At 37.6% G+C, this 24,665-nt stretch carries 22 protein-coding genes and 1 pseudogene; 16 read left to right on the top strand and 7 right to left on the bottom strand.

Annotation, left to right across the window (positions count from 1 at the left end; genetic code table 11):
* Nucleotides 1-37: 37 nt before the first annotated feature.
* Nucleotides 38-1,645: a M20/M25/M40 family metallo-hydrolase gene (locus tag MN204_RS05050; protein WP_249869988.1), complete on the top strand. Its 1,608-nt coding sequence runs from the start codon at nucleotides 38-40 to the stop codon at nucleotides 1,643-1,645.
* Between the two features lie 156 nt (nucleotides 1,646-1,801).
* On the opposite strand, the gene MN204_RS05045 is transcribed toward MN204_RS05050, so the two are convergent.
* On the bottom strand, nucleotides 1,802-3,184 hold the full coding sequence (locus tag MN204_RS05045; RefSeq protein WP_249869987.1) for an FAD-binding oxidoreductase: 1,383 nt from the start codon (nucleotides 3,182-3,184) through the stop codon (nucleotides 1,802-1,804).
* A gap of 207 nt (nucleotides 3,185-3,391) precedes the next feature.
* Here MN204_RS05045 and MN204_RS05040 point away from each other — a divergent pair, with 207 nt between their 5' ends.
* From MN204_RS05040 to tatA (MN204_RS05030), 3 genes are read left to right on the top strand one after another with little or no spacing between them, the layout of a single operon-like run.
* Nucleotides 3,392-4,162 carry a gluconate 2-dehydrogenase subunit 3 family protein gene (locus MN204_RS05040; RefSeq protein ID WP_249869986.1) on the top strand — a complete coding sequence of 257 codons (771 nt, stop codon included), beginning with the start codon at nucleotides 3,392-3,394 and terminating at the stop codon, nucleotides 4,160-4,162.
* Nucleotides 4,163-4,186: 24 nt separating this feature from the next.
* Nucleotides 4,187-5,929: a GMC family oxidoreductase gene (locus tag MN204_RS05035; protein WP_249869985.1), complete on the top strand. Its 1,743-nt coding sequence runs from the start codon at nucleotides 4,187-4,189 to the stop codon at nucleotides 5,927-5,929.
* A 39-nt stretch (nucleotides 5,930-5,968) separates the two neighbouring features.
* Nucleotides 5,969-6,169, top strand: a complete 201-nt coding sequence (gene tatA, locus MN204_RS05030) for a twin-arginine translocase TatA/TatE family subunit (protein WP_249869984.1) — start codon at nucleotides 5,969-5,971, stop codon at nucleotides 6,167-6,169.
* 135 nt (nucleotides 6,170-6,304) lie between these two features.
* Here tatA (MN204_RS05030) and MN204_RS05025 read toward each other — a convergent pair whose 3' ends face one another.
* Nucleotides 6,305-6,943: an HD domain-containing protein gene (locus tag MN204_RS05025; RefSeq protein WP_249870244.1), complete on the bottom strand. Its 639-nt coding sequence runs from the start codon at nucleotides 6,941-6,943 to the stop codon at nucleotides 6,305-6,307.
* A gap of 308 nt (nucleotides 6,944-7,251) precedes the next feature.
* Between MN204_RS05025 and tatA (MN204_RS05020) the strand changes: the two genes are divergently transcribed.
* Entirely contained in the window at nucleotides 7,252-7,464 is a 213-nt protein-coding gene (tatA, locus tag MN204_RS05020) for a twin-arginine translocase TatA/TatE family subunit (protein WP_249869983.1), read from the top strand.
* Between the two features lie 46 nt (nucleotides 7,465-7,510).
* Here tatA (MN204_RS05020) and MN204_RS05015 read toward each other — a convergent pair whose 3' ends face one another.
* The 4 genes from MN204_RS05015 to MN204_RS05000 form a co-directional block, all read right to left on the bottom strand.
* Nucleotides 7,511-9,202, bottom strand: a complete 1,692-nt coding sequence (locus MN204_RS05015; RefSeq protein WP_249869982.1) for a sensor domain-containing protein — start codon at nucleotides 9,200-9,202, stop codon at nucleotides 7,511-7,513.
* A 206-nt stretch (nucleotides 9,203-9,408) separates the two neighbouring features.
* Nucleotides 9,409-10,077, bottom strand: a complete 669-nt coding sequence (locus tag MN204_RS05010; RefSeq protein ID WP_249869981.1) for a peptidylprolyl isomerase — start codon at nucleotides 10,075-10,077, stop codon at nucleotides 9,409-9,411.
* Between the two features lie 149 nt (nucleotides 10,078-10,226).
* Nucleotides 10,227-11,477, bottom strand: coding sequence for a DNA polymerase IV (locus tag MN204_RS05005; RefSeq protein ID WP_249869980.1), 1,251 nt, complete (start codon nucleotides 11,475-11,477; stop codon nucleotides 10,227-10,229).
* Between the two features lie 367 nt (nucleotides 11,478-11,844).
* Nucleotides 11,845-11,955, bottom strand: coding sequence for a YjcZ family sporulation protein (locus tag MN204_RS05000; RefSeq protein ID WP_249869979.1), 111 nt, complete (start codon nucleotides 11,953-11,955; stop codon nucleotides 11,845-11,847).
* A 195-nt stretch (nucleotides 11,956-12,150) separates the two neighbouring features.
* On the opposite strand from MN204_RS05000, the gene dacB reads away from it, so the two are divergent.
* Complete coding sequence (gene dacB, locus MN204_RS04995; protein ID WP_249869978.1) at nucleotides 12,151-13,509, top strand: D-alanyl-D-alanine carboxypeptidase/D-alanyl-D-alanine endopeptidase; 1,359 nt, start codon at nucleotides 12,151-12,153, stop codon at nucleotides 13,507-13,509.
* 68 nt (nucleotides 13,510-13,577) lie between these two features.
* Here the strand turns inward: dacB and MN204_RS04990 are convergent, their stop codons facing one another.
* Complete coding sequence (locus tag MN204_RS04990) at nucleotides 13,578-13,718, bottom strand: YpzI family protein (protein WP_249869977.1); 141 nt, start codon at nucleotides 13,716-13,718, stop codon at nucleotides 13,578-13,580.
* Nucleotides 13,719-14,001: 283 nt separating this feature from the next.
* Between MN204_RS04990 and MN204_RS04985 the strand changes: the two genes are divergently transcribed.
* The 10 genes and pseudogenes from MN204_RS04985 (at nucleotide 14,002) to MN204_RS04940 (ending at nucleotide 24,553) form a co-directional block, all read left to right on the top strand.
* The gene (locus MN204_RS04985; protein WP_249869976.1) at nucleotides 14,002-14,616 is read left to right on the top strand and encodes a TetR/AcrR family transcriptional regulator; all 615 of its coding nucleotides are present in this window, start codon (nucleotides 14,002-14,004) and stop codon (nucleotides 14,614-14,616) included.
* A gap of 46 nt (nucleotides 14,617-14,662) precedes the next feature.
* Nucleotides 14,663-15,073: a Spx/MgsR family RNA polymerase-binding regulatory protein gene (locus tag MN204_RS04980; protein WP_249869975.1), complete on the top strand. Its 411-nt coding sequence runs from the start codon at nucleotides 14,663-14,665 to the stop codon at nucleotides 15,071-15,073.
* A gap of 200 nt (nucleotides 15,074-15,273) precedes the next feature.
* Nucleotides 15,274-16,458, top strand: coding sequence for a cation:proton antiporter (locus MN204_RS04975; RefSeq protein ID WP_249869974.1), 1,185 nt, complete (start codon nucleotides 15,274-15,276; stop codon nucleotides 16,456-16,458).
* A gap of 181 nt (nucleotides 16,459-16,639) precedes the next feature.
* A pseudogene (locus MN204_RS04970) lies at nucleotides 16,640-16,987 on the top strand (type IA DNA topoisomerase); the annotation flags it as partial.
* Nucleotides 16,988-17,566: 579 nt separating this feature from the next.
* A complete protein-coding gene (locus MN204_RS04965) occupies nucleotides 17,567-18,019 on the top strand; it encodes a hypothetical protein (protein ID WP_249869973.1) in 453 nt (150 codons plus the stop codon).
* 583 nt (nucleotides 18,020-18,602) lie between these two features.
* Nucleotides 18,603-20,762: a type IA DNA topoisomerase gene (locus MN204_RS04960; RefSeq protein WP_249869972.1), complete on the top strand. Its 2,160-nt coding sequence runs from the start codon at nucleotides 18,603-18,605 to the stop codon at nucleotides 20,760-20,762.
* A gap of 157 nt (nucleotides 20,763-20,919) precedes the next feature.
* Nucleotides 20,920-21,351 (top strand): hypothetical protein, encoded by a 432-nt coding sequence (locus MN204_RS04955; RefSeq protein ID WP_249869971.1) that lies wholly within the window; start codon nucleotides 20,920-20,922, stop codon nucleotides 21,349-21,351.
* A gap of 303 nt (nucleotides 21,352-21,654) precedes the next feature.
* Nucleotides 21,655-22,386 (top strand): hypothetical protein, encoded by a 732-nt coding sequence (locus MN204_RS04950; RefSeq protein ID WP_249869970.1) that lies wholly within the window; start codon nucleotides 21,655-21,657, stop codon nucleotides 22,384-22,386.
* Nucleotides 22,387-22,423: 37 nt separating this feature from the next.
* Nucleotides 22,424-23,128: an SDR family oxidoreductase gene (locus MN204_RS04945; protein WP_249869969.1), complete on the top strand. Its 705-nt coding sequence runs from the start codon at nucleotides 22,424-22,426 to the stop codon at nucleotides 23,126-23,128.
* A gap of 216 nt (nucleotides 23,129-23,344) precedes the next feature.
* Nucleotides 23,345-24,553 (top strand): NAD(P)/FAD-dependent oxidoreductase, encoded by a 1,209-nt coding sequence (locus MN204_RS04940; RefSeq protein ID WP_249869968.1) that lies wholly within the window; start codon nucleotides 23,345-23,347, stop codon nucleotides 24,551-24,553.
* Nucleotides 24,554-24,665: the final 112 nt, after the last annotated feature.

The following is a 24,665-nucleotide window of genomic DNA, read 5'->3' as shown; positions in this document are numbered from 1 at the left end:
CAAGATAGAAAACCTTATGTGAATAGAGGGATATATGATGAATGAATTGAACTGGGATACTCCGTTGAAGTTGCGTGCTTTACTTGATGAACTAGTAAGCTGGAAAAGTATGACATTGTCAGAAGGGGAGAGGCAATTTCCTGCAAAATTACGTGCCAAGCTTCAGGATTTGGAATATTTTCGGCAGTTTCCAAACCATTTAACAACCCATGAAGCTGATTTAAGAAGGAAATTTCTAACGGCATTCTATAAACATCCTGATGCAAAAGAAACAATCTGTCTCATTAGCCATTTTGATACTGTCAATACAGAAGAATATGGTGTTCTCGAACCTTTGGCAACCCAGCCCGAGGAGCTTACGAAGGTGCTAAAGGAAAAGTTGGATGAATTTCAGGAAGAAGTACGAGAGGATATTGAATCAGGAGAATTTCTTTTCGGACGTGGTACGATGGATATGAAAATGGGGCTCGTCATGCATATGAGTCTAATAGAAAAAGCCAGTGTGGAAAAGTGGCCAATCAATTTACTATTATTGACTGTACCAGATGAAGAAGTAAACTCGGCAGGAATGCGTTTTGCTGTGCCTGTTCTTCTGGAACTTCAAAAAAAGCATCAATTTACATATAAACTATTTCTGAACAGTGAACCTACTTTTCGACAAGATCCTACAGATGTATCCCATTATATGTATACTGGATCGATTGGGAAAATGCTCGCTGCTTCGTTATTTTATGGGAAAGAAACCCATGCAGGTGAGCCACTCAGCGGGATGACGTCACCTTATATTTCCTCATTCATGACGAGGGAAATGGAATGGAATGATTTATTTAAGGAAACGGTTTTTGGAGAGACGACACCCCTCCCAATAACATTGCAGCAGACTGATTTGCGACTGCATTACTCAACACAGACTCCGTATCGCTCATCAGCACTGTATAATATATTTCTTATGGAGAGAAGTGTTTCAGAGGCCTTTCATTTATTTGAAAAGGTAGCGGAAACTGCAGCCCAAAAATGTAATGCATCCTATGAACTTATTTGCAGAAAGCATCATGTGGAACCGATAGGAAAAGTGAAGGTTATACGTTATAAAGATTTATTAACCTATGCGACCAACAAGCTTGGTGAAGCGTATATTCATGAAGTGAAAGCAGATATTCATTATAATGAATCATGGGATAATCGGGAAAAGTCACTTCGGATTACCGATAAACTGATGATTCAATGCCAGGAACTTGCCCCTGCAATTATAATCTTGTTGGCACCTCCATTTTATCCAGCGGTCAATTCTACCGGTAATGAACTGGTTGAAGCATGTACTTCTTTTATAACAGATTTTGCACAGAAGAAATTTAACTTACCAATAAAACGAATTCATTATTTTAATGGAATCTGTGATCTTAGCTATGTAAGCTATTCAGGCTCAGCAGACGGCTGGAGTGCGTTTGAGGAAAACACACCAGTATGGGGGGATAGTTATATCCTACCTTTTCATGAAATGCAAGAGCTGAATGCCCCTGTAATGAATGTTGGTCCATTTGGATACGATGCACATAAACGTACGGAGCGTTTGAATATTAAAAATGCTTTTGAGGAGTTTCCTGTTATTATGGAAGAATTAATTCATATGGTCAGTAAAGCTTAGGAAACGAATAAAACAAAGAACAGCCCCTTTTCTATGGAGAGAAAAGGGGCTTCCTACCTGCATAAGTGCAAGTTTGTTTTCTAAGCAATATCAAAAGTATAAACTTTTGGCAGCCATTAATTTTTACACTACAACAGCCACGTCTGCTTTTGTCTTTTACTTTGATTTTAAAATTTTATTTGGATTTAAGATGGTATTCGGGTCCAGAACTTTTTTTATCTTTTCCATTACTTTCAGAGCTTCACCGTGTTCTTTTTCCTGATATTTTTGCTTTCCGATTCCTACACCGTGTTCACCGGTACACGTACCACCGCGGGAGAGAGCATATTCAACAATTTGTTCATTTAAATCCTTCGACTTTTCAACTTCTATCGGATCATTCATATCGATCATCAGGATAATATGATAGTTCCCATCCCCGACATGGCCCGTGATACCTCCAGGAAGCCCGAGCCTGTCGACTACTGTTCTTGCATGGTGAATCGCTCCTGATAGTTCTGAGATTGGAAGGCATACATCGGTTACCATCATCTTTCTTCCTGGATAACTATGAATAAAGGCATATGCCAAGTTATGTCTAGCATCCCAAAGTTGATTGCGTGCGGCTGTATCCGTTTCAAACTGGATATTCAGGCAATTGTAGTCTTCAAAAATTTCCTTGGTAAATTCAATATCCTGCTTTAATCCTGCTTCGTTTCCATGAAATTCAAGGAAAAGTGTTGGGACTTCTTCATAGGTTGACTCACTAAACTGGTTGACTTGTCTTACAGAAGTTTCATCCACAATTTCAATTCTTGCTATCGGTATCCCTGCCTGCAAAACGGCGACAACGGATTCAACTGCATCATCGACTGTTTTGAAAGTTGCCCTGGCAGCAGATATAAACTCAGGTATTCCAAAAACTTTCAAAGTCAATTCTGTAATGAAACCTAACGTACCTTCCGAACCAACAAAAAGTCCATTCAAATGATAGCCAGAGGATGATTTTGCCGCTAATGTACCAGTATGAATCGTTGTGCCGTCAGCCAATATAACTTCCATATCTCTAACATTATCCCTCATTGTCCCATATTTTACAGAGAGTGTACCACTGGCATTTGTTGCTGCCATCCCGCCCAATGTTGCATCCGCACCTGGATCGACTGGGAAGAAAAGTCCATATTTTTTTAACTCTTTATTCAGCTCTGTGCGGGTCACTCCAGGTTCAATTTTGACAAGAAAGTCCTTTTCTTTTATCTCAATAATCTTATTCATTAAAGAAAAATCAATCGTAATTCCGTTGTCATATGGAATCACATGGCCCTCAAGACTTGTCCCCATCCCAAAAGCTTGAACAGGAACTTTATTGTCGTTAGCAAGCTTTGCAATTTTGCTGACCTCTTCGGAAGTTTCGGGATAAACAACGACATCAGGCTTGCTTGGTATATGATACGATTCATCTTTGCTGTGCAATTCAAGAATTGTATCGTTGGTACTAATTTGACGCTCGTTCAATATTTTATGTAATTCCGCCACTACATTTGACACGGCTGCATCCAATTTAATCGCCCCTTAATAAAATAATTTCTACTATTTAAATTATTAGAATTTACAATGTAGTATATCGGATTTTTTGCTGGAAGTCCATGATATCCGATGAAGAAAGCGCGAACATGGTGATGTGTTCCTAAAAACATTCAATCATACTGTATATTTATACGAATATATTTAGAATAGGTAGTCCAAAAGAAATAGAGGGGGTTTAAAATGCCAGAAAAACATGAATCTGAAAAAAATAAGATTGTATCCAGGCGCTCGTTTCTTAAGAATACAGGGATGGTAACAGGGGGAGTTGTTGGTGGTGCAGTGCTTGGTGGTTTATTGGGAAATCCATTTAAAACAGAAACGCCTCAAGGAGATCCTGAGAAAAAAACAGATTTCCATGAACAAACTCCTGTTGATTACAGTGAAACAAGGCAATTCTTTAAAAGAAAGGAAGACTTCGATGTACTAAGCATGGCAACGGAACGGATATTTCCTGAGGACGAGCACGGTCCAGGAGCAATCGGTTTAGGTGTTCCTTATTTCATTGATAAGCAGTTGGCTGGACCTTGGGGCATTAATGCAGATGACTATATGAAGAGACCGTTTCTAACGCCAGAACTTAATCAGTTGCCACAAGTTCCACTAAATAGAGCTGATATTTTTATTCTTGGTGTCCGTATGTTAAATGAAGTGAGCAAGACTGACTACGGTGATGCTTTTTACAATTTGGAAGAGGAAAGACAGATAGAAATTTTGCAAGCATTTGAAAGTGGAGAAGTGAAAATGAATAAGGTATCTTCCGCATTCTTTTTTGGTCTTTTAAGACAGAGTACATTAGAAGGTGCCTATTCCGATCCAATGTACGGGGGAAACAAGAATATGGAAGGCTGGAAAATGAAGGAATTTCCAGGAGCGCAGATGTCGTATACCAATGTCGTTGAAGAAGAAGAATTTCTTCTGATAGATCCAGTAAGTCTTAAAGGTCACCATTAATATTTTATAAAGGGGGGGTCACATATGGTTACGAAATTACCAAAAGTTGATGTTGTAACAGTTGGTGTTGGTTGGGCAGGGGGAATTGTAGCTGCTGAGCTCTCGAAAGCTGGCTATCAAGTAGTTGGTTTGGAGCGTGGAGGAGAGAAGGCTACTGAGGATTTCCTTCATGCCCATGATCATTTAAAATATGAACAAAGGCAAGAAGTAATGCAGAAATTAACAAATAATACGATAACAATCCGAAATAATCTTCAGATGACTGCTTTACCAGTTCGTAGCGAAATGAACTATACAATCGGAACAGGTGTTGGTGGTGGCGGGAGTCATTGGGCAGCACAAACACATCGATATTTTCCTTATGATTTTGAAATCCGTAGTAAAACAATTGAACGGTACGGTGGAGAAAAAATTCCGAAAGACATGACGATCCAAGATTGGGGTATCACTTACGATGAGCTGGAACCTTATTATGATAAGTTTGAGAAAATGGCAGGAATTTCTGGAGAGGAAGATCCGTTAGCTGCAAAACGTTCCAATCCTTATCCAAATCCTCCCTTAAAAAGAACTCCAGCAATGAAATTATTTCATGACGCAGCAGAAAAACTTGGTTACCATCCATATGTTATTCCTGGTGGTAATATGTCACAAACTTATACAAACCCAGATGGTGAGACATTGAATGCTTGTCATTATTGTTCATTCTGTTCAGGAAATGGTTGTGAAATAGGCGCTAAGTCCGACCCAGTTGTAACTGTAGTTCCAACAGCTTTAAAGACTGGAAATTTTGAACTTCGTACGTATGCTTACGTAAAACGGGTTATATATGATGGAGATAAGGCGACAGGAGTCTTATACGTCGATACACAGACAGGTGAAGAATTCGAACAACCAGCAGAATTGGTAGCATTGACAAGTTTTACCTTAAATAATGTTCGATTACTGTTATTATCAAATATCGGTGTTCCCTATAATCCTGAAACTGGTGAAGGGGTAATCGGAAAAAACTATACTGACCATCATAATTATCTTGGGGCAACCGGTTTTTTCAATGAAGAAAAGTTTAATCTTTATGTAGGGTCGGGAATACTTGGGGAAACGTTCTCTGATTTCGTAGCAGATAATTTTGATCACTCCGATGTTGATTTTATTCACGGTGGTCAAGTGGAGATAAGACAATTGGGACTATCACCTATTGTTAATAATAATGTCCCAAGCGGTACTCCAATGTGGGGCAAAGAGTTTAAAAAGCAATCACTGTTTTATTTTAATCGTACACCATTAGTGATGACACAAAAAGCCTCGCTTCCTTGGAAACAGCATTATTTAGATTTAGATCCAACTTATAATGATGATCATGGTGATCCACTTTTACGGGTGACATTAGATTACACGGACCAGGACCGTAACTTGAATAAATTTTTAACAGGAAAGTGTGCAGAAGTATTGAAAGAGATGGGAGCAGATATTATCGAGGAACATGTCATGCCAGATCACTTTTCAGGTGCTGCCAATTCAGAACACAGTGGAGGAGGAGCCATTATGGGAGCAGATCCAGAAACTTCTGCACTTAATAATTATCTTCAAATGTGGGATATGAATAACTTATTTGTCTGTGGTTCTAATGCATTTCCACATTTTGGGGCGGCAAATCCCACCTTAACAATGGGAGCTTTAACTTATAGAGCGACTGAAGGAATGATAAAGTATCTACAAGAGGGTGATGGATTATTAGTGAAAGCTAAATCAACCAAACAAAATTCATAAAATGTAAGCGTTATTAAATTTGCGTTGGAGGTGTTACTTATGGGATTATCCAATATCGGTATTCCAGGTTTAATCTTAATTCTAATTTTAGCATTAATTATTTTCGGACCAAAAAAATTACCCGAAATTGGAAGGGCTTTTGGGCAGACGCTTCGAGAATTTAAGAGATCGACTAGTGAATTGTTGGAAGATGAACCTTCCAAGGCAGAGGAGGAGAGTACTCAATCAAAAAGCACCTAGCCATTTAGTGTGCAAATAGTTTTGAACAATCAATAATAGTTTTCGCATATTAAACTTGGCTGTCACCGAAAGGCTTGGTGACAGCCAAATTTTCAAATAAATAAGTTTCTACTCGTTACGTTCTCATTTCTGATTTTATTCTGACCATGGTGAATGTAAAATACATTGACAGAAATTTTTATTTCTATATTCAGGTTGAAAATGTTGAATAACATCTTCTTTCATATTGCCAAAGGTCGTTTCTGGTTTATGCTTAAACCCTTCATAAAATGCTGGAATAATATCCTTTTTGAAATTGTTTCGTGGAAAAGCTTTTATAATCTCTTCACGCAAGTCGGCAGGGAATTGCTCAAAGCCATCTCCCATTACATCTAAGCCAACACCATGGAATAATAGTGCTACTTCTGACTCTTTATGTTCTGCAATTCCTGGCGTTGTATGTAAGGCAATCGCATCCCATACAAGACGAACAGATTCATCCGGAATTTTATAATGCTTGAGGAAGCTTCTTGCTGCATTTGCACCGTCTACTTCAAATCGTAAATCTGGACTACTGAACTTTTTCGTTAAGCCTAAATCATGGAATAATGCACTAACATAGAGCAACTCTAAATCATAATTCTGCTTTGCTTCTATTCCATTGACTGCACCGAATAGAAACACACGATTGGAATGATTCCACAACAAGTCATTCCCATGCTCACGTAAAATATCCGCTGCATCCTTAGCCAATTTAGAATCTGGAATTTTAATACCCGCTATTTCTTGTATCATCATTCAAAATCCCCTTTACAATTTGATAGATCTTCATGATCTTGGTCCCATTGTATATAAGACTCTATCATTTATCAATGAAATCAATTCAATGATAATGATAGATGAAATCTATGATAAAGCGTTTTGTAAAGAAGCTATTGCATCTTCTTCTGTATGATATCGCAGCCTTTCAATTTTACCTAGTAATAACTGAATAAATTTAAAAATAGTAGAGGCTCATTCGTTTAAGCAAAAGAAATAATTCAAAATGCTTAAAATTGTTATTAAAGTAGCGTATAATTAATAGAGCATGGAGGTGACACCTAATGGGTTTTGCAAATATAGGAATTCCTGGTTTAATTCTTATCGTAATTTTAGCCTTAATCATTTTTGGTCCAAAAAAATTGCCAGAGATTGGTAGAGCTGCTGGACAGACGCTTCGTGAATTCAAGACCTCTGCTAATAGTTTGATGGATGATGATACTTCAGACGTCGATAAAGATAGAGAAAAAACCAAAAAAGAAACAGAAAAGGTATAAAGAAAAAACACCAGAATCTATTACGGATTCTGGTGTTTTTTAACCATTATTGACGGAACAATTCGGTGATTTTATTGTTTTCGATTGGTTTGCTGAAATAATACCCTTGTCCTTCATGGCATTTTTGCCTTTTTAGGTAGTCGAGCTGTTCTTCACTTTCTATCCCCTCGGCTATGACTCTGAAATTTAAATTTTTGCCCATGCTGATAATCGTATTTGCAATAATTTCTCCATCTCTATCAAGATCGTCGATAAATGACTTATCGATTTTTAGTGTATCAATCGGCAGCTGTTTTAGGTAGCTTAAAGATGAATATCCTGTTCCAAAATCATCAATGGATACTTTAACACCTAAATCTTTCAGTTCATTGATAGTTTGTGAAGATGTCTTAATATCGAGAATCGTTCCTTCAGTAATTTCAATTTCCAAATAAGATGCATCCAGCATTGTTTCATTCAAAATTTCCTTCAGGTCCCGAATGAAGTTTTCGTCTTTGAATTGAATCGGAGAAACATTGACACATATTCGCTGCATGAATATCTTTTTCTCCTGCCAGAATTTCATTTGGCTGCATACTGTCGCCAAAATCCATTTTCCTACAGGGACAATTAAGCCATTCTTCTCAAGGATTGGAATGAATTCATTAGGCCCAACCGCTCCCAATTTCCGATTATTCCAACGGAGGAGGGCTTCAACTCCAACAATTTTATTGTTCTTCAGATTTACGATAGGCTGATAAACGACCTTAAATTCGTTTCTAATCAGTGCTTCTTTTATTTCTGAATCCAATTGATAGTTGCGCTCGAGGACTATATTTTGATGATCATTATTAAAACAATACTGATTTCCGCCTTGTCTTTTTGCGTGAAACATAGCAGTGTCTGCATTTTTAATTAACTTCTTTAGAAAAACATCATAGGAATCGTTTTCAGAAGGAATGGAATCTCTGCTAATACCTATGCTTGCAGTTGTGAACACTTGTTTATCATTTACTTTATAAGGTATACAGAGCTGCTCTAGAATAGCAGAGGCAATAGTCATGATCGCTTCTTCGTTGTCATTATTTTTCAATAGGATAATGAACTCGTCTCCTCCTTGCCGGGAAACAAAGTCTGTCTCGCGCAGGCAATTCTTTAGCCTCTTTGCTACAGTCTTCAGCACAATGTCACCTACATCATGGCCAAAATTATCATTGATAGCTTTAAATCGGTCGAGATCGAGAAATAGCGCGGTTACTATTTCGTCCGTCTTTTTCGGCTGGCTTCTAACCCATTTAGTGAATTGGTTTCTGTTTGGCAATTTGGTTAATGGGTCTGTATAGGCCATCATTTCGATTACCTCTTCGTATTTTTTTCGGGTCGTGATATTATATCGGATTGCTATGTATTGATATGGCTTACCTGCTTCATTCAGGAAAGGGACAATGGTCGTATCCACCCAATAATAGCTGCCATCTTTTGTCTTGTTTTTAATTTCACCATGCCACACATTTCCTGTCTCAATTGTTTTCCACATTTCTTTAAAGAAAGACTTTGGATGGTGTCCAGAGTTAACGATATTTTGATTACGTCCTATTAATTCTTCACTGCTGTATTTTGATATCTCGCAAAATTTTTCGTTTGCATAGGTTATAATCCCTTTGTTATCCGTTATCGCAACGATAGATGATGCATCAAGGGCAAATTCGATGTCTTTCAGTTTTTGATATGCCTGGTCCAACTCAGTTGTATCGTTCATCGGGAATCCCTCTCTCACAAACTTATGACCTGATACCATTTTACTCGATTTTTATGATACTATCTATGACAAATATCGCAATTATTTACAAAGTTTATAAAATATATGCTTCAATGGAGAGAAAAGAAAGCCCCATTGAATCAAGTTCACTTTATCTTTCTTGCTTGTCAAAAAAAAAAGAAACCGGCACAGGGCACGGTTTTCCTTTAGTTATTGATTTTATTTGGTTCCGGATAATCGTATCCTTTTGTGTCTACTTCAACAGTTTTCATGATTTGATCTTCCAATGGCTTTTCTCCTGCAGTTTCTTGAGCAACAATGGCATCTACTACTTCCATGCCCTCTGTTACTTTTCCAAAGGCCGCATACTCGCCATCAAGATGCGGGGAGTTGTCCACCATAATAAAGAATTGGGATCCTGCTGAATCGGGATGTCCTGATCTTGCCATAGAAATGACGCCACGTTCATGTATCAGCTCATTTTCAAAGCCATTGGAATTGAATTCCCCAGCGATTGAATACCCGGGACCGCCAGTACCATCTCCTTCAGGGTCTCCACCTTGAATCATAAATGCTGGGATAACCCGATGGAAAATCAATCCATCATAATAGCCGTCCTCAATTAAGTTAATGAAGTTAGCTACAGTATTTTGGGCAACCTCCGGATAAAGCTCAATCAATATTTGTTCATCATTATCCATGGTTATCGTAACAATTGGATTTTCTTCTACCTCCGGATATGACGTTTCCTCACTTGATGTTTCACTGGATTGTTCTGCCGGTTCATTTTCCTGTTCGGTTCCACATCCATTTAAAACAATAATTAGAAATATTAATACAGCAACTCTTGCAAAGGTTTTTAAATTTAAACCCATGTTTCTCACCCCCAAAAATTAAAAAATGAAGCAAAATCATTATAGCATGTCTATTGGATGAACTACCATTATATAAATTCGCTATGCAGTTGCGAAAATCCTTCTCTATATGATTTTGTGAGGAGATAAGGGGTGGTATGTCAGCTTCATCATGCATAGTGACCACCAATCTTCTTACTTCTATCCAATGTAACACCTGCATCGGTATAGCTGGAGGCACGGAGTATTGCGGTAGAACCGTATTTATCACGAATAGCGTCCATGACATAGCCGATATCATTTTTCTTTGCACGGTCTTCAAATAAATCGAGTTGCGTTTCTCCTTTTTCCACTAAATTAGTGAGGGTAACGTATACATGCCGTATATTACTCTTTCCATCATAAAATTCTTTGAATAATTGCATGCATACATGATAGACATCCATTGTTACATTGGTAGGAATATCAATGGATCTAGAGCGGGAAAAACCACCACCGGTTTCCTTTGCATAGGAAATTCCAAGATGAATTGTTCTTCCCGTTTGATTTGCTGTTCGTGCTCTGCGACATACTTCCTCACAAAGATCGAGAATACAATAAGCAACCTCATCTTTTGTATAATCCCGAAGCAGAGAAATTCCATGTCCGAATCCCTTTTGTTCTGTCTTTGTAAAATTTCCGAATACGGGACTTAAATCCACACCCCATGCATGCCAATATAATTGTTCACCCATTATCCCAAATCGTTTTTTCAGGTGTTCCAGTTTATAATTGGCAAGCTGTCCTAGCGTAACAATCCCCATACGATTAAGGTTGCGCTTCATTCTACTGCCGATTCCCCAAATGTCTTCAATCGGAAATGGCCAGAGCTTTTCCTCCACATCCTCATAGGTGCATTCGGCAATTCCAACCTTTTTGGCATGCAGGTCCATCACAACTTTTGCAAGAAATTTATTATCGCCAATACCGATGGATGAGGTGATTCCAAAGCTTTCCTGAATATCATGTTTGATTTTCTTTGCAACTTCCCAGCGATTTCCGAAAAGCTTTTGCAATCCATTTACTGTTACCCAAACCTCGTCTACCGAATACTGATGAATTGCTTCTTGAGGTACATATTGATTGATCAGTTTTGTTATTTCCACGGAAACATGGAGGTAATCAGCCATATGGGCAGGGACGATATGAATATCGGGATCGTCCGGCAACTCAAAAAAGCGACTGACATTACTGATGCCGTGTTTTCGTTTTAGTTCAGGAGAGGCTGCTAGAACAATACTTCCAGACCTATTGGGATCGCCAACTACCGCAAGCAGTGTTTTCATAGGATCCAGCCCCAGCTTCACAGCTTCCACACTTGCATAAAATGAACGCATATCGATGCAAAGTACATCATTACGAGGGTAAGAAGAATAATCCACAGAGACACACCACCTAATAGAACGTTTGTTCCTATTATATGCAGTTTCCTAAAAAATATCAATGGAAATTTCTCCCCGCATGAACGGATATTTTCCTTCACTTCAACTATGAGAGAGAAGCAAAGAATGAAGAAGCGGGCATGAAAGAAGCTCATAGCCTTGAGTCGAGGTTCACTTTATCATACATATAACACTTGCAATAAGACACTGCCCTCAGGAAGACCGGGAATCCGATAGTTTTATTTATGTAACCCATATTGGAATTGGTAATAGAAAGGGGATGCCCAGTGGCATCCCTTAAAGAATTCCGTTATCAGTGAGAGGAGGAAAGACGCTGCGGTGAGAAAAGATTTCACCTAAATAGGTTTTACCATTTAACGAAAGCAGTTCCAACAATAATTAACAAGATGAATAGAACGACAATCAAAGCAAAGTCGCTGTCGCGTTTTTTACTAATACCACCAACAAAAGCACTCATAATTTCACCCCCTATGTTCTCGTATACAAACATTATATGGAGGTTGATTCATTTAGGAAGGGCGCTAATCTAAAAAATAGAAAAAATGGAGCAAATATGGTTAAAAATAATCCAGTTAAAAAAGGAGTTTTCTAAGGTTCTGCAGAATTAAGTTAATTAAGAAAAGAGTATGGGTTAAGTACGGGAGGAAGCGGAATGATGAAAGAAAAACTAGAAGCGTACATAAAAAATGATGAAAAACTAAAAGGTGGATTAATTGGCATCAGTATCCGATCTGTATCTACAGGAAAGGTTATCTATGAACATAACGGTGATATCCGCCTGCATCCAGCTTCGAATATGAAGCTTCTGACTGGTGCTGCAGCACTGGAAGTACTCGGAACAGAATACAAATTTGAAACGGAAGTTAGAACTCATGGTGTAATAAACGAAGGTAAACTGGTAGGAGATATTTATTTGATTGGAAAAGGGGATCCGACCTTATTAGTTAAAGATTTTGATGCATTTGCGGAAAAACTAAAAGAGGAAGGAATCCATACGATAACAGGGGACATTGTTGGTGATGATACATGGTATGATGATGTCAGACTTTCCAGTGATTTGGTATGGACGGATGAACAATATTATTACGGAGCTGAGGTGTCCGCGCTCACAGTATCTCCCAATGAGGATTATGATACGGGGTCTGTGATGATTGAGGTTAAACCCGTAGCTATTGGAGAGAAACCATCCGTTGAATTTTTCCCAAACAATGACTATATAACTATCCGAAACGAAGCAGTAACAGTTAGTGAGGTTGTAGAGGATGAGTTGATTATAGAAAGGGAGCATGGAAGCAATCTTATAACAATCAAAGGAAAGATTTCCTACCATTCAGAGTCAATTAAAGAATGGATGGCAGTTTGGGGGATTAGTGAATTTGCAACCATTATTTTTGGTCAGTCACTTAAGAATAAAGGAATAACCTGGAACGGAGAAATGAAACAGGGACAGTCTCCAAAAGATGCGAATTTACTAGTTTCCAGAAGTTCCATTTCACTTTCGGTACTGCTGATACCGCTTATGAAATTAAGCAATAATGGTATTGCTGAAATTCTAGTGAAGGAAATGGGGAAAAAAATCCATGGTGAAGGAAGCTGGGAAAAAGGGCTGGACGTTTTAGAACGGGAGATGGATAAATTTGGGATAGATAGGACGAGCATCGGAATCAAAGATGGTTCAGGTATATCCCATAGTAACCTCATTCCTAGCAATGAAATTACCCATCTATTATACGAGGTTCAGACAAAAGAATGGTTTCACGCATACTTGCATTCACTTCCAATTGCAGGAAAAGAGGACCGAATGATAGGTGGTACGCTTCGTGAACGGATGAACGGCCTTCTAGTTAAAGCGAAAACGGGAACGATTGAAGGGGTCAGTACACTATCAGGGTATATGGAGACTGTCGGTGGAGACGAGCTGATCATTTCCATTATGGTAAACAACATGCTTGATGAAGAAACAGGAAAAGTGATTGAGGATGAACTAGTAGCTATTATAGCGGCAGGTTGACAGGAATGGATAAATTAAAGTAAAAGAATAAAAGCAATCATCCTTTTTAGAATGATCGCTATTCCGTTTTACTTTTTCCCATCGTTCAATCTTCTGGCCTCTTCAGGGCTTGACATTTTTGTTGCCCCTTTATAGCGAAGACCTACATCTCGGTCTGACTCCACGCGTCCACTTTGTCTCAGCTTTTTTTCTTGACGGTCATTTCCCATTTTTTAGCACCTCCTAATATTAACATGAGTCTTAGATGAAAGATTATTCATATAAGAAAGCGTAAATGTAAAATGCTTAGCGAAAAATGGTAAGATGAGCTCACGAAGAAAAGGAAAACAATTGCCACAGGATTCCCATAAATTTACCACATTTAAATGTTAAGGTTACCATATGAAGTGACACAGCGTCGTCAAATTCTTTGACAAGTGACAAGGTGTCATATAATATCATTATATAGATAAATGACACCTTGTCACTTCATGAGAATTTGGAGGAAGAACATTGCCAAAACAAACATTTTTTAACCTTCCTGTTCATAAAAGAAAAACATTGATGAAAGCTGCCGAGAAAGAGTTTGCAAGGGTACCTCTATCAAAAGCATCCATTGCCAGTATTATAAGAACAGCTGAAATTCCAAGAGGGAGTTTTTACCAGTATTTTGAAAATAAAGAGGATCTCTATTACTACATATTAGGGGAACAGACAAAAGAAAGGAAATTGAATTTAATTTCCTTATTGAAGAAGCATAATGGGGATATTATTGAAGCGACAATCGATATGTATTATGACTTCCTCGTACAAATGCCTGATGAGGAAGAACAAAATTTTTTAAAAAATGCGATGCTTCATGTCACCCATAAAGTCGAGAATGTATTCACCGATCTGTTTAATCCCGGTGAAAGCGAGCAGTTAAAAGAAATTACAGCATTAATCAACAAGGAATACCTAAATATTAAAGAAGATAAAGACTTGTTCCATATTATGCAAATAGTCACTGCTGTAGCTTTTCGCAATTTTGTAGAGAAGTTTTCAAAGGAATTGTCCGATGAGGAAGCATTGGAAAGTTTTACGATTGAGATGAATCTTTTAAAAAATGGCTTGTATAAACGAGAGTGAAGCAAAAGGATATGATCAATCAATTATAGGAAGGAGAATGTCTATTATGACGGTTAGAATATATGGAGCGGCCTGTGCATCAACGAGAAAAGCAAAAAAATGGTTCGTTAGAAATGAAGTACCATATGCGGAGCGGAATATATTAAAAGAACCATTGACTGTAAGTGAACTCCAAGGCATTCTGCGTATGACGGTAGAAGGTACAGATGAAATTATTTCCACCCGATCAAAGATTTACAAAGACCTTGACTTAAATGTTGATAATCTGTCACTCCCTGAGTTGCTTGAATTATTTCAAAAACATCCCCGATTACTCAGAAGTCCAATTATTGTAGATGAAAAAAGACTTCTGGTTGGGTACCATGAGGATGATATTCGTCAATTTCTGCCAAGAAAAACGCGAGAATATCAATGGTTGAAATGGCGATTGAATCATCTAAGTTTGGCTGAAGGCTAGTCAGGTCAGATGCAATGTGAAAATCTATGTAATCCCTTAGTATCTCTAACCTGAATTGGTAGAATAGGCACGTTCGACAGATAGCTGTTATCAGCATTTGCTGAACGTGCTTTTTTACTTTCTCAAGTTAATACATACAGCTTTGTTTCATACGAAACCAACACGGGAAGTAACCAGTAAAACGGGAGGGAGAGACAACATTGAGCGTTCACCAAGTATGGATTTTATTGGTTATTGGTTACATTATTTTTTCCGTAGATAAAAAGCAAAAATTCTTTCCAGTTCCAGTTGTTTTGGTGCTTTTGGGATTAGTTCTAACTATCATTCCTTATTTTGATGATATAGCAATCACTAAAGAGATGATATTTAATGTTTTCATACCTGCGTTGATGTTTGTTTCTGCATATCGTTTTCCACTTGGACATTTTAAAAAATATAAATGGATTATTTGCACATTAGGGACGTTTGGATTGCTCCTTACAGTATTAATACTTGGGACAACTATCTATTTAGCAGGAAATTTGTTTATACAGTTACCCTTTATAGCAGCATTGCTAATTGCTTCGATTCTTGCTCCTACAGATCCAGTTTCAGTCGTTTCCATTTTGAAACAATCATTAAGTGACGAGAAAATTGCGGATATTGTAGAGGGGGAATCGCTAATCAATGACGGGACAAGTATCGTAGTATTCACTGTATTACTGGAAATGTTTACTCATCATAAAAGCTTTTCATTTGGTTACTTTATTGCTGAATTTTTATATGTCACGATTGGAGGAATTATCCTTGGCATACTATTTGGCTGGATTTTGAGTAAAGCGGTACACTACTCCAAGCATCGAGAATATCAAGTGATGCTGAGTATTATTGTCGCATATGGGAGCTTTTATCTGGGGGAAGGGATAGGTGTCTCCGGAGTACTGTCCACAGTAACCGCGGGTTTCATGTTATCATTTGAGTTTGGCAGAAATATCAAAGAAGACCATTTCCGGGATTCGCTCGATGGGTTTTGGAATGTAGTTGAACCTTCTGTATTATCACTCATTTTTTTGCTGATCGGGATTCAGGCTGCAGATTATTTATTGTTTTCTGAATGGATATTAGCTATTATTATTTTCATTTTCTCATTAATAGCGAGGCTTATTGTACTAAAGGGACTTACGGTGGCAGTCCCAGTCTGGAGACATAACATTTCATCAAAAGACACTGCGCTGGTTACATGGTCTGGCATTAAAGGTACGATGTCTGTGGCACTGCTACTTGGATTTGAAGCTGTAGCTGATCATGATGCTATTCTTGTTTCATTAACCTTTGCCGCAGTGCTCTTATCATTGGTTATACAAAGTCTGGGTGTCTACCCACTCGCCAAAAAATTAAAGCAATAATAATGCTCTTGTCCTATTGCAGTAAAAAGTAAACTTACAGAGATAGATGCTATTTTCATAGATAAGCAATCGAACGAATGTTTGTAACGGAGTAAAGTTATGCAGAATATTAAAGGAAAGTCACTCCTCTGCCATAACTATTTTCCTCCTCCATATCTCAAGTAGAATTGGTGATTACCAAATGAAACTAATACTCGCAGAAAAACCATCCGTTGCAAAAAAAAAATTGCAGACGCATTGAAAATTAAAACGAAAAAAGATGGCTATTTTGAAGGGAACGGCCATATTATTACAAAGGCATTCGGCAACCTTGTTGAACTGTATGATGCCAAAGACTATGACAGTAAATTGAAAAGCTGGAAAATGGATAACTTTCCTTTTATCCCTTCAGAATTCAAATATAAAGTGAAAAGCAACCCCCGAAATAGAGCACAATCAGATTCAGGGGCAGCGAAGCAGTTGCAGACAATTCAATTTCTCATGAAACGAAATGATGCAATGAATCACTTCTGCATGTGATTATAATCGTTAAGTTATCATTAGTTAGATAACTGTGTAACTAATTGTTGTTGTTGCTATAAAATCCTAAAAAACACTAGACTTTCAAGCTATTTTTACGATTTTCTTTATTAACCGTATGTCTAACATAATTGTAAGGTACAAATAAGAGAGATAGAATAAATTTGGTCTTCTATTTGCATTAATAAAATTTATGGGATATTGTTCATAAAGCAGATAACAGTTATCCGCTTTAGTTATTTGATTGGCACTTAAGAAAGTTTTGATATACTTCTTTCTTAATAAGTGCAACTAAGGCATTCACCCAAAAGCATGGCGAATGCTAATGTCTCGTCAACACTTCTTGTTTGGTGCTACAACTGGGGATCGGCCCATTGAATTTCCGGCATTTAAAGTGGACCGTGATGACAGGGCGGCATAATTTCGTGCTTGTATTATTGTCCGAATTATTATAAAATATCAACAACCTCATAACTCCCTATAAATAGACCTTCAATGAAATCTTCTCTTTTGAAAGTGATCAGTGGAAATCCCCATTTTTTTGAATCTTATTTTCTAATTCCTAAAAATATTAAAAGGAGCGAATGCAATGGCATCTACTTATTCAGCAATCTCCTGTCCCCATTGTAATTGTTGTGCGACGAAAGATGATTATTATAAAACAGGTGAAAAATTCATTTTATGTTATCGTTGTGGCTACTCTTGTAGTAGAACATTTGATTACTTGAATGGAAATGAACCAGTATATCAGGAAAATGAATATAAAGGTCATGGTGTATGTCTAGTGAGAAAACAGGACGGAACAGGAACGCGCAATTTTTTTCAGCGTCACTTATCAAGCGAAGAAATAACTAAAAATATTGAAGCACTTTCTGAGGAAGGTGTCGATATAGAAAATAGTTATTTTGTACTTTTTAAGAATGGTGTTTTTAAAACTCTTGCCGGCAATCCTCCGGAAGATTTCTATCTTTCATTTGAGGATTATAAAAAGAAAAGAGAAGAGAACAATCAACAGCTTGAAGTAATCGTACCGTTTAATTAAAATTTCAGGTGTTTACTTGTAAAGCGTATTAATCGGTCGGAAAACGAAGGTAGTAACTTGGTTGATAATATAATAGTGTCGCCCTTTCTGGAGAAAATGCCACATAAAATAGGGAGTTATGGAGTTATTATTGATACCACTAATGCCCATGGTACCTTTAGAGTAAAAAGTATTATAACCGAATATTTTTAAAGTGCAATGCGTAAAAAAGGCAGTGGCTGTGGGGGATTTCCTGCATGTAAGCTAAGACAAAGAGGTCTTGAACAATGATGTAGCAAATATACCCTGTTACACCACACCCCTATAATTATGCATTCTCCGCACTTCCCTTCCCAAGCAAATCAGATTAGAAAAGATTCCACATATATGAGAATGAAAGAACAAACGTTTTAATTGATGAAAAAGAAGGGTTATCATGAAAACGATAATATTATTGTGAGTCTATTGTTTAGCATTTTTCTCCTAAACGAGAGGAATATAGTTGATTGAGTAAAAGAAATATAGGGAAATGCTGTTTCAAAAACACACGCCATCGTTTATAATTAAATAAACGAACGTGCGTTTTTTATTTGGAGGTTGACTTATGAAACTAATACTCGCAGAAAAACCATCCGTTGCAAAAAATATTGCAGACGCATTAAAAATTAAAACAAAAAAAGATGGCTATTTTGAAGGGAACGGCCACATTATTACATGGGCATTCGGCCACCTTGTTGAACTGTATGATGCCAAAGACTATGATAGCAAAATGAAAAGCTGGAAAATGGATAACTTTCCATTTATCCCTTCAGAATTCAAATATAAAGTAAAAAGCAATCCTCGAAATCGAGCCCAGTCAGATTCAGGAGCAGCGAAGCAGTTGAAGACAATTCAATTTCTTATGAAACGAAATGATGTCGATGCGATCATTTCTGCATGTGATTATGATCGTGAAGGTCAGTTGATCGGGGATAGCATTATTTACCGTGGTGGGTTAAAACCAAAGGCCGAAGTGTATCGTCTTCTGTTAAATGAATGGACGCAAACGGAAGTCTTACAAGGACTGGAAACAATAAAATCAAATACGTCGATGAAACCATTGCGGGATGCGGGAATCAGTAGGCAGTGGGCCGATTGGGTGATTGGTATTAATTTAACTTCAGTAGCTACCTTGAAATATCAAAAAGGAAAGGGGAAAGCTTTGAACATCGGCAGGGTCTTATTGCCAACGTTAAAAATAATCTATGACCGGGATAAGGAAATTGAAAATTTTAAGCCGGAGGATTATTTTAAGTTAAAAGCTACCTTTCAGACAGAGAACAATAAGGAATACGAAGGTACCTATATAGAAGACAAAGAAGAAAAATTCAAGAAACGTGCCATACTCGATGATATTCATGAAATCATTCAAAACAGGCAGGCACAGATCACCGATAAACAGGTGGAGAAAAAGAAAGAATTTCCGCCGTTCTTATTTAATCTTTCTAACCTGCAGGGATATATAACCAATAAATTTAAGGGATGGACATCGGACAAAGTATTGAAAGTGGCACAATCACTTTATGAGAAAAAGTTGATCACATACCCAAGGACTTCGAGTATGGCCCTGGAAGAAAGCCTTGTTGGTAAGACAGCGAATGTTTTGAAAACCCATACGGAAGATTTGCCTTACAAAGATGAAATAAAATTTATGAAATCAAAAAGAATCTTTAACAATGCAAAAGTGGAGAGCCATAGTGCCATTATTCCGACTTACATAAAGCCGAAACGGCTTGCCGCTGATGAAAATATCGTTTATACAGCCATTAAGAATCGTTTTATTATGCAATTTATGCCAATTGCCGAATATGAAGAAACAAAGCTGATTACTAAAATGGAAGGTGACGAGCTGCGGGGTGTTTTTGTTTCAAAAGGAAAAGTGCAGCTTATAGAAGGATGGAAAAAGGTCGAAAAAATTCAGTCAAAAGATACATTATTACCACTCGTTGAAGTGGATGACAATGTCAGTTTGATAGATTCAGAAGTCACGTCTCATGTAACAAAACCCCCAAAGCACCATACGGAACGAACACTGCTTCGAGTTATGGAAACATGCGGGAAGAGCTATAAGGAAGATGATAACGAAGACTTAATGGGTAGTATTTTAACCGGATTCAGTATCGGCACTCCTGCAACAAGAGCAGAGACAATCAAAAAACTCAAGGATGTTGGCTATATTGATACAGAATCTAAAAATCTATTATGCACGGATCTTGGAAAACGGCTTGTAGAGACATTCCCTGTAAAGGATTTATTTGATTTGGAATTTACCGGGCGTCTGGAAAAAGCACTGTCAGATATCCAAAAAGGAAAAGCAAGCAAAAAAGAATTTTTAAATCTAGTTTTCCAATTTACAACGAAGTCTGTGGAAACAATCAAAAATGGTGAAACTATTACTATTAAAGAGGTCAAATCGACTAGAACAACCAATGAAGTACTTGGAACTTGTCCGCAATGTGGTGGTAAAATAACAGATGGATATAAAAGCTTTGGCTGCAGTAATTGGAAAAACGGCTGTAAATTTGTAGTATGGAAGAATGATAAATTCCTTGCAACAATGCGGAAGAAGCCGACAAAAACAATGGTTAAGGATCTGTTGAAAAATAATAAAGCATATGTTAAGGGATTAACAAGCAAAAACGGTAAAAAATTTAATGCTTACTTAAGCTATGAGAAAAATTCCGAAAATGATTATTATAGTTGGAAAATGGATTTTTCTAAATGATTATCTAGTGTAATGAAAGTGTATCGGGAAAGTTTTTAAGTTTTTACTTTGAAATTGGTGTATACTTAATAGTAGAGGTAGCATAATTCAATAAACGGATATCTTGAAGAATTATATTTACGATGCTAATTCTCCTCAAAATAAGGATGATACATTCATGAAGAAAGTTATCGTAAGTACGAAGGAAAACTTAGTTTATGGTACATTGATTTGGATCTATGCAAGTAACAAAAAAGTATATCACAGTAGTAAGTGCATCGATAGCGATGCTGCATTCGGAGATTACAATTCAAATTATATGGGAAAAGTCCACGAGCTGTACCGAAATCAGGATAAGCAGCCTGCAATTTTTGATCGTATGCTTTCAAAATCAGATAGAATCTTTGGCGTCTGCTTAAATAATAGACGTATGGATGACGGCTCGAAAGAAGTAAAGGTTCTCTTTTTTTCTAACTGGGAAAAAGTTCAGGATTTTGCTGAAAATGATTTTCCTGCCCTTGCTGAAACAGAGTTAAACAGAAGGAAAGAAGCAAAGCAGAAATGGATGGAAAGAGGAAAAGCATTTTCCAACAAGAAAAAGACGGTGTAAGCATAAATCTTTCCATAGTCTAATAATGAAATGCACCAGCAAGTGTAAATTTGCTGGTGCATTTTTTTGGCAACTAAGGCATTCGCCCAAAGCTTGGCGGATGCCTTAGTTTTCTAGCATATAGAGAGGGATAGATTTTTTCCTATAGGATAAGTGACATTTAATCTATTTAATTTTATAAATTTACTTAGAAGGACGATTATCTATGAAAAAGGATTGAAATATATGTCGAGTAATGCTTACAATAGAGTAAATGGTAAATTTTGATAGTAACTGATAAAATAATTATATAGGAGCGGCGAGATGAAAAATAAAAAACTGATCATTATTAATCTGTTAACACTAACTGCATTCCTTTTTGTCGTCAGTGCAGGTATTCAACATGCTGAAGCTACAAAGGATGAGTATGGGGAAAACGATAAGAAAGTGGGAGAAGAAGAGGATGTAGTGTTAACCGAAGAGAACGTGGAGACGTTGGAAATCACGCCATACGATGAAAATATGAAAATACATACACCCACAGCTTTTGTAAAAAGAGGGAATGCTGGGGCCTTAGCACTTAAGAATTTGGATATGCTTTCAATAGAAGTAGAAGCCACAGATCAGGATGCAATCATAGAAGAATTAACGGAAGTAATGGAAAACGACGAGGATACAACTGATTTTTCCATCGATATTCCCGAAAGTACGACTACTTGGAAGCCAGGCAATAAATCGACGGGCACTAATGAAACCGCCAGAGAACCGGTAACATCTCAAGATTCAAAAGGAGATAAGAAGAAAGAAACAACGAAACAAGAGTCGGCTAAGAAACCAAACGCAGAAAAGCCGCGAGAGGAAGAGTCAACCGAAAAGAAACAAACAGTGGAGAATTCAAAAGAAGATAAGGAAACAGAAGAGAATAAGGCAGAGGAAAAACTGGATGATCACGAACAACCAACTAAACCGACTAATCCGGAACCGGAACCTGTGCCCACACCTGAACCAGAACCTGAAACCGAATCCGAATCTAATGTGCCACCCGCGGTAGGATAAAATGCTTTAAAATCCAGAGAATAAAGGAGGATGAACGATGCCAAAACTGAGCGGGAAAACAGCAATCATAACCGGGGCAAGCAGTGGGATTGGATCTGCAATTGCCAGGCATTTAGCAGAAGAAGGTGCCAATGTTATTCTTGCGGCACGCAGAGAAGAGAAGCTGATTGAAATAGCCAACATGATCAACAAATCTGGTAAAGGAAAAGCATATGCAATAGCAACAGATGTATCTGTCCAGGCAGATGTAGATTCCATGGTAAAGAAGGCGTTGGAAACTTTTGGGGACATTGATATATACGTCAATAATGCTGGCATAGTAGGAAATGGGGAAGTAAGAAATGGGAAAGTGGAAGAATGGGGTCAAATGATTGATGTGAATGTTAAGGGTGTATTATATGGGGTAAATGCTGTTTTGCCTCGGATGCTTGAAAAGTCTGAAGGCCATATTATTAATATTGCATCTGTTTCCGGCATGGAAGTTACAAAATCAAGCACCGTATACAGCGCTACTAAATTCGCCGTTCGTGCAATTTCAATGGGACTGGAAAAAGAATTAGCGAGAACAGGGGTCCGAGTAACCAATATATCTCCAGGATTGGTGGAAACGGAAAGGAATTCTGATAGACTTCCGACCGATCGGGCTCCATTACAAACGGATGATATAGCGAGAGCCGTTGTCTATGCAGTGACACAGCCTGATTATGTTAATGTAAATGAAATCACTGTGCGACCACTATAACGAATTTCTTGAGAATGTAAACTCGATAGATTTTTGGAGAAAAAAGTTGTGATTATTAGCGTATTCACACAAAGTTTGATATTATATTGATGTAAACACTATACTAATATGGTTTAAGCGATTTTTATACTTATTTTAAATATCTTTACGAGTTGAAAACGCTTGTAATCCTTACAATTACCGATCAGTATAAAAATGGAAGGTGGAAAATGATTTATGAGTAAACCAAAAATCGTTGTTCTTGGTGCTGGTTATGCAGGCCTTGTTACAACAAGAAAACTATCGCAAAAACTATCACCTGAAGAAGCGGAAATCGTACTAATCAACAAACATAATTACCACTATGAAAGTACATGGTTACATGAAGTGGCTGCAGGGACAATTAATCCAAATCAGGCACGTTTCATGCTTACAGATGCAGTTAATCCTAAGAAGGTCCGTTTAATCTATGATAGCGTACTTGAAGTGAAGCGAGACGAACAGCGTGTTGTCCTAGAGAATAGTGAAGTTACTTATGACTATTTAGTAGTCGCTCTTGGATTCGTATCAAACACTTTTGGAATTCCGGGAATGGAAGAACATGCTTTTGCAATTACGGATATTGAGTCAAGCCGTCTGATTGCAGAGCATATTGAATATCAGTTTGCTAAATATGCTTCAGAAGAAAATCCAAGTGATGACAGCCTCACAATTCTTGTTGGCGGCGGTGGATTCACTGGTATTGAATTCGTAGGTGAATTAGCTGAAAAAGTTCCTCAACTTTGCAAGAAATATGATATCGATCGTAGTAAAGCACGTATTATCAATGTGGAAGCAGCTCCATCTATCTTACCAGTGTTTGATGATGATCTTGTTACATATGCGAAAAAATCGCTTGAAGATCGTGGAGTGGAATTCAGAATTGGAACTCCAATTAAAGAATGTACTGCTGAAGGATTTATTGTTGGTGATGACAAAGAACTGATCAAAGCTGGAACAGTTGTGTGGACAGGCGGTGTAACTGGTAACCCAGTACTTGCAAAATCAGGCTTTGAATTGGTAAAAGGTAAAGTGAACGTTGACGCTGACCTACGCGTACCAGGCGAAGAAAACATCTTCATTCTTGGAGACTGTTCATGGGTTATGGATAAAGAAGCTGGAAGACCATATCCTCCAACAGGCCAATTGGCTACACAAGAAGGTGCCGTAGCTGCAGATAACATCGCTGCACTGATTCGCAATCAACCTTTGAAAGATTTTGTATTCCACAACAAAGGAACTGTTGCATCTCTTGGAATTAAAGATGGAATCGGTAATATCCTTGATGGTAATAAAATACGTGGAAAAGCAGCAGCTGCTATGAAAAAAGTGGTTGATGACCGTTCCCTATTTATGGTTGGTGGACCAAAAATCGTACTTAAAAAAGGTAAATTCCGTCCTTTCTAATATACAATAGAAGCAAATTTGTAATTAAAAAATAAGCTCCAGACCAGGGAGGTAACTATTAATGAAAAATTTTTTCTGCGCAGTGTTACTTGTATTGGCATCGATTGTAGGA

Origin of the sequence: Oceanobacillus saliphilus (assembly GCF_023522835.1) — a bacterium.
Lineage (GTDB): Bacteria > Bacillota > Bacilli > Bacillales > Amphibacillaceae > Oceanobacillus > Oceanobacillus saliphilus.
The sequence above is the reverse complement of the archived record's forward strand: the minus strand, read 5'-3'. Positions and strand labels throughout refer to the sequence as shown.

Coding starts and splice junctions, on each gene's coding strand:
- MN204_RS04965 (WP_249869973.1), top strand. CDS start 17,567: ATGGCATCTACTTATTCAGCAATCTCCTGTCCCCATTGTAATTGTTGT.
- MN204_RS05015 (WP_249869982.1), bottom strand. CDS start 9,202: ATGAACGATACAACTGAGTTGGACCAGGCATATCAAAAACTGAAAGAC.
- tatA (WP_249869984.1), top strand. CDS start 5,969: ATGGGATTATCCAATATCGGTATTCCAGGTTTAATCTTAATTCTAATT.
- MN204_RS04940 (WP_249869968.1), top strand. CDS start 23,345: ATGAGTAAACCAAAAATCGTTGTTCTTGGTGCTGGTTATGCAGGCCTT.
- MN204_RS05050 (WP_249869988.1), top strand. CDS start 38: ATGAATGAATTGAACTGGGATACTCCGTTGAAGTTGCGTGCTTTACTT.
- MN204_RS05010 (WP_249869981.1), bottom strand. CDS start 10,077: ATGGGTTTAAATTTAAAAACCTTTGCAAGAGTTGCTGTATTAATATTT.
- dacB (WP_249869978.1), top strand. CDS start 12,151: ATGATGAAAGAAAAACTAGAAGCGTACATAAAAAATGATGAAAAACTA.
- MN204_RS04980 (WP_249869975.1), top strand. CDS start 14,663: ATGACGGTTAGAATATATGGAGCGGCCTGTGCATCAACGAGAAAAGCA.
- MN204_RS05035 (WP_249869985.1), top strand. CDS start 4,187: ATGGTTACGAAATTACCAAAAGTTGATGTTGTAACAGTTGGTGTTGGT.
- MN204_RS05040 (WP_249869986.1), top strand. CDS start 3,392: ATGCCAGAAAAACATGAATCTGAAAAAAATAAGATTGTATCCAGGCGC.
- MN204_RS05025 (WP_249870244.1), bottom strand. CDS start 6,943: ATGATACAAGAAATAGCGGGTATTAAAATTCCAGATTCTAAATTGGCT.
- MN204_RS04950 (WP_249869970.1), top strand. CDS start 21,655: ATGAAAAATAAAAAACTGATCATTATTAATCTGTTAACACTAACTGCA.
- MN204_RS04945 (WP_249869969.1), top strand. CDS start 22,424: ATGCCAAAACTGAGCGGGAAAACAGCAATCATAACCGGGGCAAGCAGT.
- MN204_RS04990 (WP_249869977.1), bottom strand. CDS start 13,718: ATGGGAAATGACCGTCAAGAAAAAAAGCTGAGACAAAGTGGACGCGTG.
- MN204_RS04955 (WP_249869971.1), top strand. CDS start 20,920: ATGAAGAAAGTTATCGTAAGTACGAAGGAAAACTTAGTTTATGGTACA.
- MN204_RS05000 (WP_249869979.1), bottom strand. CDS start 11,955: ATGAGTGCTTTTGTTGGTGGTATTAGTAAAAAACGCGACAGCGACTTT.
- tatA (WP_249869983.1), top strand. CDS start 7,252: ATGGGTTTTGCAAATATAGGAATTCCTGGTTTAATTCTTATCGTAATT.
- MN204_RS04960 (WP_249869972.1), top strand. CDS start 18,603: ATGAAACTAATACTCGCAGAAAAACCATCCGTTGCAAAAAATATTGCA.